This is a genomic window from Streptomyces sp. NPDC031111, from assembly GCF_055570675.1.
In genome coordinates, this window is sequence record NZ_JBVIGS010000001.1 from 568,384 (window position 1) to 579,759 (window position 11,376).

General features: G+C 71.8%; 13 protein-coding genes and 2 tRNA genes. 14 read left to right on the plus strand and 1 reads right to left on the minus strand.

Annotated features, from left to right (window positions below; genetic code table 11):
* Positions 1 to 50: 50 nt before the first annotated feature.
* The 5 genes from proB (at position 51) to ACZ470_RS02515 (ending at position 4,936) form a co-directional block, all read left to right on the plus strand.
* Positions 51 to 1,157 carry a glutamate 5-kinase gene (proB, locus tag ACZ470_RS02495; protein WP_468424045.1) on the plus strand — a complete coding sequence of 369 codons (1,107 nt, stop codon included), beginning with the start codon at positions 51 to 53 and terminating at the stop codon, positions 1,155 to 1,157.
* Positions 1,158 to 1,290: 133 nt separating this feature from the next.
* The gene (locus tag ACZ470_RS02500; protein WP_468423677.1) at positions 1,291 to 1,761 is read left to right on the plus strand and encodes a hypothetical protein; all 471 of its coding nucleotides are present in this window, start codon (positions 1,291 to 1,293) and stop codon (positions 1,759 to 1,761) included.
* A 63-nt stretch (positions 1,762 to 1,824) separates the two neighbouring features.
* Positions 1,825 to 3,111, plus strand: coding sequence for a glutamate-5-semialdehyde dehydrogenase (locus ACZ470_RS02505; RefSeq protein WP_468423679.1), 1,287 nt, complete (start codon positions 1,825 to 1,827; stop codon positions 3,109 to 3,111).
* 99 nt (positions 3,112 to 3,210) lie between these two features.
* The gene (locus tag ACZ470_RS02510) at positions 3,211 to 3,774 is read left to right on the plus strand and encodes an SCO2584 family spore wall biosynthesis protein (RefSeq protein ID WP_468423681.1); all 564 of its coding nucleotides are present in this window, start codon (positions 3,211 to 3,213) and stop codon (positions 3,772 to 3,774) included.
* Between the two features lie 88 nt (positions 3,775 to 3,862).
* A complete protein-coding gene (locus ACZ470_RS02515; protein WP_468423683.1) occupies positions 3,863 to 4,936 on the plus strand; it encodes an SCO2583 family membrane protein in 1,074 nt (357 codons plus the stop codon).
* A gap of 193 nt (positions 4,937 to 5,129) precedes the next feature.
* On the opposite strand, the gene ACZ470_RS02520 is transcribed toward ACZ470_RS02515, so the two are convergent.
* Complete coding sequence (locus ACZ470_RS02520) at positions 5,130 to 6,245, minus strand: M48 family metallopeptidase (protein WP_468423685.1); 1,116 nt, start codon at positions 6,243 to 6,245, stop codon at positions 5,130 to 5,132.
* A 296-nt stretch (positions 6,246 to 6,541) separates the two neighbouring features.
* On the opposite strand from ACZ470_RS02520, the gene ACZ470_RS02525 reads away from it, so the two are divergent.
* The 9 genes from ACZ470_RS02525 to ACZ470_RS02565 all read left to right on the plus strand — a co-directional run bounded on the left by ACZ470_RS02525 (position 6,542) and on the right by ACZ470_RS02565 (position 11,332).
* Positions 6,542 to 6,706 (plus strand): hypothetical protein, encoded by a 165-nt coding sequence (locus tag ACZ470_RS02525; RefSeq protein WP_468423686.1) that lies wholly within the window; start codon positions 6,542 to 6,544, stop codon positions 6,704 to 6,706.
* A gap of 61 nt (positions 6,707 to 6,767) precedes the next feature.
* On the plus strand, positions 6,768 to 7,406 hold the full coding sequence (gene nadD / locus ACZ470_RS02530) for a nicotinate-nucleotide adenylyltransferase (RefSeq protein WP_468423688.1): 639 nt from the start codon (positions 6,768 to 6,770) through the stop codon (positions 7,404 to 7,406).
* Between the two features lie 16 nt (positions 7,407 to 7,422).
* Positions 7,423 to 9,123 carry a LytR C-terminal domain-containing protein gene (locus ACZ470_RS02535; RefSeq protein ID WP_468423690.1) on the plus strand — a complete coding sequence of 567 codons (1,701 nt, stop codon included), beginning with the start codon at positions 7,423 to 7,425 and terminating at the stop codon, positions 9,121 to 9,123.
* A 93-nt stretch (positions 9,124 to 9,216) separates the two neighbouring features.
* Positions 9,217 to 9,663, plus strand: coding sequence for a ribosome silencing factor (gene rsfS / locus ACZ470_RS02540; protein WP_468423692.1), 447 nt, complete (start codon positions 9,217 to 9,219; stop codon positions 9,661 to 9,663).
* Positions 9,660 to 10,328, plus strand: a complete 669-nt coding sequence (locus ACZ470_RS02545; RefSeq protein WP_468423694.1) for a histidine phosphatase family protein — start codon at positions 9,660 to 9,662, stop codon at positions 10,326 to 10,328. Before rsfS ends, ACZ470_RS02545 begins: the two co-directional genes overlap by 4 nt.
* 132 nt (positions 10,329 to 10,460) lie before the next feature.
* Positions 10,461 to 10,533: transfer RNA gene (locus ACZ470_RS02550), tRNA-Ala, on the plus strand.
* Positions 10,534 to 10,735: 202 nt separating this feature from the next.
* Positions 10,736 to 10,909, plus strand: coding sequence for a hypothetical protein (locus ACZ470_RS02555; protein WP_468423696.1), 174 nt, complete (start codon positions 10,736 to 10,738; stop codon positions 10,907 to 10,909).
* 3 nt (positions 10,910 to 10,912) lie between these two features.
* Positions 10,913 to 11,146, plus strand: a complete 234-nt coding sequence (locus tag ACZ470_RS02560; RefSeq protein WP_006136074.1) for a hypothetical protein — start codon at positions 10,913 to 10,915, stop codon at positions 11,144 to 11,146.
* A gap of 113 nt (positions 11,147 to 11,259) precedes the next feature.
* Positions 11,260 to 11,332: transfer RNA gene (locus ACZ470_RS02565), tRNA-Ala, on the plus strand.
* Positions 11,333 to 11,376: the final 44 nt, after the last annotated feature.

Below are 11,376 nucleotides of genomic sequence, written 5' to 3' on the forward strand. Positions count from 1 at the left end.
CCGATCTACGTGAGGGGACGGGCGGCAAGGTGGCAGGGGCAAGGCAGGCCGTGGGCGAGGCGCGCAGGATCGTCGTCAAGGTCGGCTCCTCGTCGCTGACCACCGCGGCGGGCGGTCTGGACGCCGACCGCGTCGACGCTCTCGTCGACGTGCTGGCCAAGAACCGCAGTGGGGGAGAGCGGGAGATCGTCCTCGTCTCCTCCGGAGCCATCGCCGCCGGTCTCGCCCCGCTGGGCCTGCGCCGCCGGCCCAAGGACCTGGCCCGGCAGCAGGCCGCCGCCAGCGTCGGCCAGGGACTGCTGGTCGCCCGCTACACCGCCTCCTTCGCCCGCTACGGCGTCCGGGTCGGCCAGGTGCTGCTGACCAGCGACGACATGAGCCGTCGCGCCCACCACCGCAACGCCTCCCGCACCCTCGACAAGCTGCTGGCGATGGGCGCCTTCCCGATCGTCAACGAGAACGACACCGTCGCCACGGACGAGATCCGCTTCGGCGACAACGACCGGCTCGCCGCCCTCGTCGCCCACCTGGTCCGCGCCGATCTGCTGGTGCTGCTCTCCGACGTGGACGGCGTCTACGACGGCGACCCCGCCCGGCCGGGCACCTCGCGCATCGCGGAGGTCAGGGGACCCGAGGACCTCGCCCACGTCGAGATCGGCAGCGCCGGCAAGGCGGGCGTCGGCACCGGCGGCATGGTCACCAAGGTGGAGGCCGCCGGGATCGCCGCCGCCGCCGGCATCCAGGTGGTGCTGACCAGCGCGGTCCACGCCGCCGACGCCCTCACCGGCGGCGACACCGGCACCTACTTCCACCCCACAGGCCGCCGCTCCGCCGACCGGCTGCTGTGGCTCCAGCACGCCTCCACCCCGCAGGGCTCGCTCACCCTGGACGACGGCGCGGTGCGCGCGGTGATGCAGGGCCGCAAGTCGCTGCTGCCGGCCGGGATCGCCGGCGTCGAGGGGGAGTTCAGCGCGGGCGACCCCGTGGAGCTGCGGGACCGCGAGGGACGGGCGGTGGCCCGGGGGCTGGTCAACTTCGACGCCAAGGAGATCCCCCTCCTGATCGGCCGCTCCACCCATGAACTCGCCCGCGATCTCGGTCCCGAGTACGAACGCGAGGTCGTACACAGGGACGATCTGGTGGTCCTGCATCCGTAATGCGCCGAAACGTCCGCCCTCGGCGGTGGACGTTGCGCAAAACCGCCCCACGATCCCCGGCGGCCTGCTCAACTTTGTCCCAGGGGCACAACCGCCCGCCCCTCAGGCATGTCCGCGTATGAAGGAGGCCGCCGTGAGACGAGTGCGCCCGGGGACGACGTCGTCCCGCGGTGGTGCCGGCTCCCGCGCGGCCGGCGCGGAGCGCGCCCTGACGGGTGTCGCGGCCGGCGACCGGTTCCAGGGCGGCGGCGAACCCGTGGACCTGCCGCGCCTGTGGCACGTCACCCTCAGCGTCTCCGGCGCGCCGGCCCCGGTCACGGACGTCCGGCGGGCCCTGGAGCAGCTGGCCCACGACCACCCCTTCCTGCTGACCAGCCGCTACGCCGACGACCACGCGGAGATCCGCTACTGGGAGGAGGCCCGCGACCTGCACGACGCGGCCGCCGTGGCGCTGCGCCTGTGGGGCGAGCACCGCCGGACCGCGGGCCTGCCGCCCTGGGAGATCGTCGGCCTGGAGGTCATCGACCGGGCCACCTACCACCAGCGCGTTGCGGCGGGATACGGACCGGTCCTCGCGACCCCCGTCGGAGTACACCCGTTTTGAACCCGTGTCTCGGGGTTTGGGATGACCGGCGGACGAGTCCGCCGGCCGCACTACCCTTCCCCCATGACCACGCTCTCGCCGTACGACTCGATGTCCCCGGTCAGCCAGGCCGCCTACCGGGCCAAGGGGGCCGCCGCCACCCTCGCGCCGCTGCCGCGTGCCGCCAAGGACGACGCGCTGCTCGCCATCGCCGACGCGCTGGAGGTCCGCACGAATGAGATCGTCGAGGCCAACGCCCAGGACGTGGCGAAGGCCCGCGAGGCCGGCATCAGCGAGGGCATGATCGACCGGCTCACGCTCACCCCGGAGCGGGTGCGCGCCATCGCCGCCGACGTGCGGGACGTGGCCGCGCTGCCCGACCCGGTCGGCGAGGTCGTCCGCGGCTCCACCCTGCCCAACGGCATCGACCTGCGCCAGGTCCGGGTGCCGCTCGGCGTCGTCGGCATCATCTACGAGGGCCGCCCGAACGTGACGGTCGACGCCGCCGCCCTCTGCCTGAAGTCCGGCAACGCGGTCCTGCTGCGCGGTTCCTCCTCCGCGTACCGGTCGAACACCGCGCTGGTTCGGGTGCTCCGCGACGCCGTGCACGGCGCCGGGCTGCCCGCCGACGCCGTGCAGCTGGTGCCCGGCGAGAGCCGTGACAGCGTGCGGGAGCTGATGCGCGCCCGGGGCCTGGTCGACGTGCTCATCCCGCGCGGCGGCGCCTCGCTGATCAACACGGTGGTCCAGGAGTCGGTCGTCCCGGTCATCGAGACCGGCACCGGCAACTGCCACGTCTACGTCGACGCGGCGGCCGACCTCGACATGGCCGTCGAGATCCTGGTGAACTCCAAGGCCCAGCGGGTCGGCGTGTGCAACGCAGCCGAGACCCTCCTGGTCCACCAGGACATCGCCGCCGAGTTCCTGCCCCGCGCCCTGGACGCCCTGGCCGACGCCGGGGTCACCGTGCACGCCGACGAGCGCGTGATGGCGTACGCCAAGGACTCCCGCGCCACCGTCGTGGAGGCCACCACGGAGGACTGGGAGACCGAGTACCTCTCCCACGACATCGCCGCCGCCGTCGTCGACTCGCTCGACCGGGCCGTCGAGCACATCCGGCTGTGGACCTCCGGCCACACCGAGGCCATCGTCACCACCTCCCAGCAGGCGGCCCGCCGGTTCACCCAGCTCGTGGACTCCACCACGGTCGCGGTGAACGCCTCCACCCGGTTCACCGACGGCGGCCAGTTCGGCTTCGGCGCCGAGATCGGCATCTCGACGCAGAAGCTGCACGCCCGGGGGCCGATGGGCCTGCCCGAGCTGACCAGCACGAAGTACATCGTCACCGGCGACGGTCACGTACGGCGCTGACCCGGGCGCGCCGGGCGGGCGGCGGCGGGATCGTCTCAGCAGACGGATGAATTTCCATACCGTCTGCCCAAAATGACCCCCCAGGTCTACTCTGGATCCGTGCCGGAGGACGTGGGGGGTACGCCGTTCCCTGACGGCTGGGAGCCCGACGACGACCACGACCGCGGGGTGTCGGACGAAGAGTTCGCCTCCGTGGTCTTCGACGAGGCCTTCGTACGGGCGGCCGAGGTGCACGAGCCGACCGCCGTCGAACGCCTCCTGGCCGCCGCGCAGGCCAGAGCCGAGGCCTCCGAGGCCGAGGCCCGCCGGGCCCGTTCGCGCGGTGAGCGGTACGACGACGGGTACGGCGGCTACCGGGGCGACCCCGGCCACGACGACCCGGACGCCGACGCCGACGCCCTGGAGGACGACTACGGCGCCCCGGGCCCGTACGCCAGGCAGGTGCGCTGGCACCGCCCGGTCGCCTGGATGCTCGCCCTGGTGATGGGCATCGGCATGGTCGCGCTCGCCTTCTCGGCCGTCTACCGGGGCGCGTCCTCCAACCGCCAGGACCCGGTGCCGCCACCCTCCACCACCGGCGTGGAGCAGGGCGGCGCGGCGGCGCCCTCCGCCTCCGCCGACTACTCCCGGCCGACCGTCCCGGTGATCCCGCACGGCCCCTGAAACCGGGCCGTCGACTTGGTGAGAACCTGTCAGAACTTGGGCCCCGGCGCGGCGTTTACCGGGGCCCGCCCGGACCTACCCTGAAGATATGGGAGGGCCTTCGGACCCACCCGAGGGGACGCCCGACGGAGCCCCCGGAGGTGGAGAGGACGAGTACAGGTCCGTCGTCTTCGACGAGTCCTTCGTCCGCGCTGCCCGGCTCCAGGAGTACTCCGCCCAGGAGCGCATCACCGACCACGCGCCCGCCGTGCGCCGCCGCCCGCCGCTGCGCCGGAGCGGTCTGTCCCGGCAGGCGCTGGTCCTCGTCCTGCTGATCGCCATCGCCTTCGGCACCGCCGTCTACATGGGCGTACGCCACCCCTACCGCACGCCCACCGCCGAGGGCGTCGCCGAGCCGCTGCGGATGACCGTCATCCCGCTCGCCCCGCAGGGCAAGGTCCCCGGCACCCCCGATGTCGAACAGCTGTACGCGCACAGTCCGGCGGCGCAGTTCCGACCGGGTGCCGAGGGGGTGCCGCTCCCGGCGTCCCGGCGCACCGCGCACTTCTCCGACGGCCAGGTGGTGAACGCCCTGCTCACCGCGAAGGACTACATCGTGCGGTCCGCCCTCGACCCCGGCGTGCTGACCGGCGGCGAGACCCGCCCCGTGCGGGTGCTGCTCGACTCCGGCCAGCTGGACCAGTTCGACCAGAGCTTCGACCGGCCCACCTCCGACGGCCGGCACGCGCCCACCGGATGGCTGGTCCGCTTCGACCCGGCCCGCGTCCAGCTGGCCGACCGGGAGATCCGCGTGCAGGGCACCATGCAGGCCGCCGAGACGGACTCGTCCACCCTCGAGGTCACCACGGACCACACGTTCGTCTACGCGCTGCGTCCCGCCGGGGCCGGCCGGGCCGACGAGGCGTCGCTGTTCACGGTCCGGCGCGAGTTGCACTTCCGCTTCGACCGCGACGATCTGCGCCTGCATCAGGCGGAGCTTGTCGTCGCCTACGTCCAGGCCGGTCCGCTGTCCTGCGCCGAGGACTCCGCCGCCGTGCTGCGCCCCCTGCTGGCCGGCCAGACGGCGAAGGAGGCCGCCCCCGCCGGCACCGACCCGTACGCCACGGGCAGCACCCCGGCCCTGTGCGGCTCCTTGGCGCCGGGCGCCCAGCCGAGGCTGTGAGTACTTTACTTTCTTCGCCCCCGCCGCCCCTTCCCGTCCCGAACCTGGGGCTCCGCCCCAGACCCCGCTCCTCAAACGCCGGAGGGGCTGAAATTAGCCTCTCCGGCGTTTGAGGAGCGGGGGGTCCGGGGGCAGCGCCCCCAGGGACGGGACGGGAAGGGGCGGCGGGGGCGATCTCCGTGGTTTCGTCGGCCTACGCGCCGTCGCGCGGCGGGGCGTTGTCCCCCGTGTCCGGATCCTCCGGCCCCGCCTTCGGGGGCCTCGGCGCCGACGACGTGAACCCGCCAAAACCGCGCCGCACCCGGTCACCCAGGTCACCCGCACCGCCCGCGATGTCGTTGACCAGCTTCATCAGCGGGTCCTTGGACGTGCGCACCTCGCCCGCGTAGCTGCTCGCCGACTCCCGCCACGAGTCCCGCACCGAGGCGTCCTTGTCCTCGTCGCGGCGCGGGTAGTGGCCGTCCATGATCCGCTGGTAGTCCCGGGTGGCCGCCCACTTCTTCAGCTCGGCGGCCCGCACCGTGGTGAACGGGTGCGAGCGGGGCAGCACGTTGAGGATCTTCAGCACGGAGTCGCGCAGATCGCCCCCGGCCTCGTACTCGTCGGCCTGCTCCAGGAACGCGTCCACGTTCATCTCGTGCAGATGGTTGCCGCCCGCGATCTTCATCAGGCCGCGCATCGACGCCTGGAGGTCCTGCCCGACCAGCAGCCCGGCGCGGTCCGCGGACAGCTCCGACTTCCGGAACCACTCCCGCAGCGCCGTCACGATCGCCATGATCGCGAAGTTGCCGAGCGGAATCCAGGCGACCCGGACCGCGAGGGACGTCAGGAACAGCAGGATCGTCCGGTACACCGAGTGCCCGGACAGCGCGTGTCCGACCTCGTGCCCGACGACCGCCCGCATCTCCTCCTCGTCGAGCAGCTCCACCAGACCCGTGGTCACCACGATGATCGGCTCGTCCAGGCCGATGCACATCGCGTTCGGGACCGGGTCCTGGTTGACGTACATCGGCGGGACCTTCTCCAGGTCCAGGATGTAGCAGGCGTCCCGCAGCATGTCGTTCAGATGCGCGAACTGCCGGTCCGAGACGCGCACCGAGTCGGACAGGAACAGCAGCCGCAGACTGCGCTCGGGCAGCAGCCCGCTCAGCGCCTTGAACACCGTGTCGAAGCCGCTCAGCTTGCGCAGCGCCACCAGCGCCGAGCGGTCGGCCGGATGTTCGTACGCACGCGAGGAGATCCCGGGGAAGCGCCTGCGCTGCCTGCTCGGCACGTTCTCGTGCCCGTTGTGCTGATGGCCGTCGGACATGTGTCCCCCATGTGCGTCTGAGTGATCCTTCGCGGACCCTTGTGCGGCCCTTCGCTCCCCCGCGGCGAGGCCCAGCCTAGGCGGAGACACCGTGGACGGGCGGTGCGCTCACCGCGTGGTTCCCGCTGCGCGGCTACAGCCGGAAGGACGACTGGGGCGCCGGGAAGGTTCCTTCGGCCCGCCCCCGCCCCCACCCCGCGCCCGCAACGGCGGAGTCGGAGTGATCGGCGCGAAGGCGCCCGCATACGATGAGCCGACGTCTTTATCCCGCCCACACGCGATAGGTCCTGCCGAAGATGAGCATCCCCAGCACCGCTGCCCAGTTCGCCACCCTTGCCGCCGAGGGCGGAGAGCACAGCGGCAACCACGAGAGCCTCAGCCCCTACCTCACCGGCGGCGGCGCCCTGTTCGTCCTGCTGCTCCTGCTGTGGATCACCACGCGTTTCAACCGCGACCGCTGAGCCGGCCGCCGGCCGCCCTGGCCGCCGTGGTCCTCAGGCCGGGCCGGTAGGGTCTGCACGCATGGGAGAGCAGGACATGCCTACCGGCCCCGGCAGCGGCCCGTCACGGCAGGGCAAGCGTCGCCTCGGTGTCATGGGCGGCACCTTCGACCCGATCCACCACGGGCACCTGGTGGCGGCCAGCGAGGTCGCCGCGCAGTTCCACCTCGACGAGGTGGTCTTCGTCCCCACGGGCCAGCCCTGGCAGAAGAGCCACCGCGCGGTCTCCGCCGCCGAGGACCGCTATCTGATGACGGTCATCGCGACCGCCGAGAACCCGCAGTTCTCGGTGAGCCGCATCGACATCGACCGCGGGGGCCCCACCTACACCGTGGACACCCTGCGCGACCTGCGCGCGCTCAACCCGGACACGGACCTGTTCTTCATCACCGGCGCCGACGCCCTCGCCCAGATCCTCACCTGGCGCGACAGCGAGGAACTGTTCTCCCTGGCACACTTCATCGGCGTGACCCGGCCCGGCCACCACCTGACCGACGCCGGCCTGCCCGAGGGCGGCGTCTCGCTCGTCGAGGTTCCCGCCCTCGCCATCTCCTCCACCGACTGCCGTGCGAGAGTCGCCAAGGGAGAACCCGTCTGGTATCTGGTGCCGGACGGAGTCGTGCGCTACATCGACAAGCGCGAGCTGTACCGCGGCGAGTGAGCCGAGAGGGGCACCGGTGAACGACCGATACGACGCGGGATACGGGGCTGACGGGGGCGCCCCGTACGAGCTCGTCGGCTACGACGAGTACGGCCGGCCTGTCTACCGCCAGGCCACGGACCAGCAGACACAACAGCCACAGCAGCCACAGCAGTACGACGGCTACCAGCAGCAGGGCTACGGCTACGACCCGTACGCCACGGGCGGACACCAGCCGTACGACCCGTACGGCACCGGCCCCGTGCCCCCGCAACAGCCGCAGGCGCCCGGCTACGGCTCCTACGACCCCTACGGCACCCAGCAGGGCGGCCAGGGCGCCCCGTACGACCCCTACGGGCAGACCGCGCACACCGGGCAGCAGCCCCGGGTCACCGAGCAGACCGCGCACATCCCGCAGCAGCCCGGCCCCGCCGACGACGACCACGGCCCCGCCGAGCCCGCACCGGAGTACCGCACCGAGCAGTTCGCCTTCGTCGAGGAGCCCGACGGCGACTCCGAGGACGTCATCGACTGGCTCAAGTTCACCGAGAACCGCACCGAGCGCCGCGAGGAGGCCCGCCGCCGCGCGCGCAGCCGGATCATCGCCCTCGTCGTGGTCCTCGCCCTGGTCGCCGTGGGCGGCGTCGGCTACCTCTGGTACGCCGGGAAACTGCCCGGCCTGTCCGACTCCGGCTCCGGCACCGGCACCACCACGGCGGCGGGCGCGCAGAAGCGGGACGTCATCGTCGTACACCTGCACGACACCACCAACGGCGGCACCTCCACGGCCCTGCTCGTCGACAACACCACCACCGAGCGGGGCACCACCGTCCTGCTGCCCAACTCCCTCGCCCTCACCGCCGACGACGGCACCACCACCACGCTCGCCAAGTCCGTCGAGGACGACGGCTCCGAGGGCACCCGGACCGCGCTCGACACCGTCCTCGGCACCGACATCGAGGGCAGCTGGCGTCTGGACACCCCCTTCCTGCTCACCCTCGTCGACCTCGTCGGCAACATCGAGGTCGACACCGACACCGACGTACCCGACCCGGACGCCAAGAAGGGCGAGGCGCCCCTGGTCAGGAAGGGGAAGGGCCAGACCCTCAGCGGCAAGGCGGCCGTCGCCTACGCCACCCACCGCGCCCCCGGCGAGGACCAGAACGCCCAGCTGGAGCGGTTCGGACAGGTCCTGCACGGCGTCCTGCGCAAGATGACCTCCGACCCGGACGCCGCCACGACCACCATCCAGACCCTCGGCCAGATCCTGGAGCCCCCGCTCACCGACAAGGACCTGGGATCCTTCCTCGCCCGGCTCTCCGACCTCGCCAAGGGCGGCGACCACAGGACCGCGCTGCTGCCCGTGCAGGAGGACGGCACGCTCACCGCCGAGGCGAGCGACAGCGTGGTCAAGGACGTCCTCGGCGGCACCGCCAAGAGCCCCGACAAGGACGCCGCCGTCAGCGTCTCCGTGCGCAACGCCACCGGGGCGAAGGACAACACGGAGAAGGCCCGCGTGGTGCTCCTCAACGGCGGCTTCACCTTCCGGGACGCCGGAACCGCCGGAACCGCCGAGGCCGCCTCGAAGGTCGTCTACGCCGACGCCGCCGAGAAGGAGAACGCCACCGAGGTCGCCAAGACCCTGGGCCTGCCCGCCGACGCCGTCACCAAGGGCAAGGTCTCCGCGAACGCCCGCGTCTCGGTGGTCCTCGGCCAGGACTACGAACCCGGCTCGTAGCGAGCCAGGGCGCACCCTCCGTAATCACGTGGGGTGCGCCCGGCGGTCCGTGAGACCCTGGAGGGCAAGTGCCCGTCGATCGAAAGCCTCGCAGTGACCGCAACCGACCGTTCCCTCGAGCTCGTCCACACCGCCGCCCAGGCGGCCGCCGACAAGCTCGCGCACGACATCGTCGCCTACGACGTCAGTGACGTGCTGTCCATCACCGACGCATTCCTGTTGGCCTCCGCGCCCAACGACCGCCAGGTCAAGTCGATCGTCGACGAGATCGAGGAGCGGCTCAGCAAGGAGCTCGGCGCCAAGCCGGTCCGCCGCGAGGGCGACCGCGAGGCCCGCTGGGTGCTGCTCGACTACGTCGACATCGTCGTCCACGTCCAGCACAGCGAGGAGCGCGTCTTCTACGCCCTGGAGCGGCTGTGGAAGGACTGCCCCGAGCTGGAGCTCCCCGAGGACGCCAAGGCCACCCGGGGCAAGGCCGCCGAGCACGCGAAGCTCCAGGAGGCGGAGGAGGCGGCGCAGACCGGCGGTGAGTGGCGGTGAGCGCCACGGGTGAGGTGGGCGGGCCCGTGCGCCGGGGCCGCCGCGTCATCCTGTGGCGGCACGGCCAGACCTCGTGGAACGTGGAGCGCCGTTTCCAGGGCTCCACGGACGTGGAGCTCACCGAGGCCGGCGTCGCGCAGGCCCGCCGCGCCGCCCGGCTGCTCGCGGGGCTGAGGCCCGACGCGATCGTCGCCTCCGACCTGAAGCGGGCCGCGGCCACCGCCGCCGAGCTCGCGGCGCTCACCGGCCTGGACGTCACCCTCGACGAGGCCCTGCGGGAGACCTACGCGGGCGTCTGGCAGGGCCTGACGCACGACGAGATCATCGCCAGGTACGGCGACGAGTACACCGCGTGGAAGCGCGGCGAGCCGGTCCGCAGGGGCGGCGGCGAACTGGAGACCGAGGTCGCCGACCGTGCCGCCCCCGTGGTGCTGCGGCACACCGAGAAGCTCCCGGAGGACGGCACGCTCGTCGTGGTCAGCCACGGCGGCACCATCCGCACCACCATCGGCCGGCTGCTCGGCCTCGACCCGCACAACTGGGAGAGCCTGGGCGGCCTCACCAACTGCTGCTGGTCCGTCCTCGGCGAGGGCGCGCGTGGCTGGCGCCTGCTCGAGCACAACGCCGGCACGCTGCCGGAACCGGTGCTCGGCGACGACGACTGAGAGTGCTTCGATCCGGCCCCGGGACGCCCCGGGACCCGGATTTCACTTTCCGGCAGGTCACAGGCTAAAGTTCTTCTTGTTCGCCCCGCCGAGCGGGAAAGAACACCAGGCAGCCGCATCGCGCGGCAACCCGGGGCTATAGCTCAGTTGGTAGAGCGCCTGCATGGCATGCAGGAGGTCAGGAGTTCAATTCTCCTTAGCTCCACAGGACGAAGATCCCGCCTCCCTCCGGGGAGGCGGGATCTTTCGTTGTCCGCCGTTGAACAGGACGGCACGCGCGGGCGTATACCTCTGCGAGGCGTCGAGCCGTGTCCCGACCGGTACCACGGCGTCGCTGACCGTGTTGGCCCGGTCGTGGCAGAATCAAACGGCCGGAAGGGGGCGCGGCCCGACGGGAGGGAGTTGTGATGCCTGCGAGCATCATCGAGGAGGTCGATCACCTCCTCGGAGCGATATCCACGCGACGGACCTCGACCCGCCTCAGCTGCCCCTCCTGCGGCTCCGCCCATGTCGCCCAGGTACTCGGCGACAACGGCGGGATCTCGTACGTGTGCACGGCCTGCGGCCACAGCTGGAGCTGATCGATGGGTGCACACAGGCGGAAGTGCGACTGGTGCGGCAGCGGGACGCCGATCGTGCGGGACATGGAGCCGATCAATCCCGACTACCAGTACTGGTGCGAGGAGTGCGCGCGGGCGCTGATCATAAAAGGCGACCCCATCGAGACGTACCGGGAACTCGAGGGGGAGCCGATCTACGGCCGGCTCCTGGAGGAGCACTGCACACTCAAGCGTTTCTATTCGTTCGTGACCGCGTGACCCGGGCGGGCATTTCGGACATCGCCGAGCGAAGCGAAACCGATTTGGTGTTGGCCCGGGTCGACCGTGTAAAGTTGGCGTCGCCGCCGGGGAAACCGGGCGGCGCTACGCAAGGGGCTATAGCTCAGTTGGTAGAGCGCCTGCATGGCATGCAGGAGGTCAGGAGTTCAATTCTCCTTAGCTCCACAGAAGTCGAGGGCGGATCATCCGAACGGATGGTCCGCCCTCGC

Bases quoted from the DNA above. Each gene is read 5' to 3' on its own strand.
- ACZ470_RS02555 (WP_468423696.1), top strand. From the start codon at position 10,736: ATGCCTGCGAGCATCATCGAGGAGGTCGATCACCTCCTCGGAGCGATA.
- ACZ470_RS02525 (WP_468423686.1), top strand. From the start codon at position 6,542: ATGAGCATCCCCAGCACCGCTGCCCAGTTCGCCACCCTTGCCGCCGAG.
- ACZ470_RS02560 (WP_006136074.1), top strand. From the start codon at position 10,913: ATGGGTGCACACAGGCGGAAGTGCGACTGGTGCGGCAGCGGGACGCCG.
- ACZ470_RS02515 (WP_468423683.1), top strand. From the start codon at position 3,863: ATGGGAGGGCCTTCGGACCCACCCGAGGGGACGCCCGACGGAGCCCCC.
- ACZ470_RS02505 (WP_468423679.1), top strand. From the start codon at position 1,825: ATGACCACGCTCTCGCCGTACGACTCGATGTCCCCGGTCAGCCAGGCC.
- nadD (WP_468423688.1), top strand. From the start codon at position 6,768: ATGGGAGAGCAGGACATGCCTACCGGCCCCGGCAGCGGCCCGTCACGG.
- ACZ470_RS02520 (WP_468423685.1), bottom strand. From the start codon at position 6,245: ATGTCCGACGGCCATCAGCACAACGGGCACGAGAACGTGCCGAGCAGG.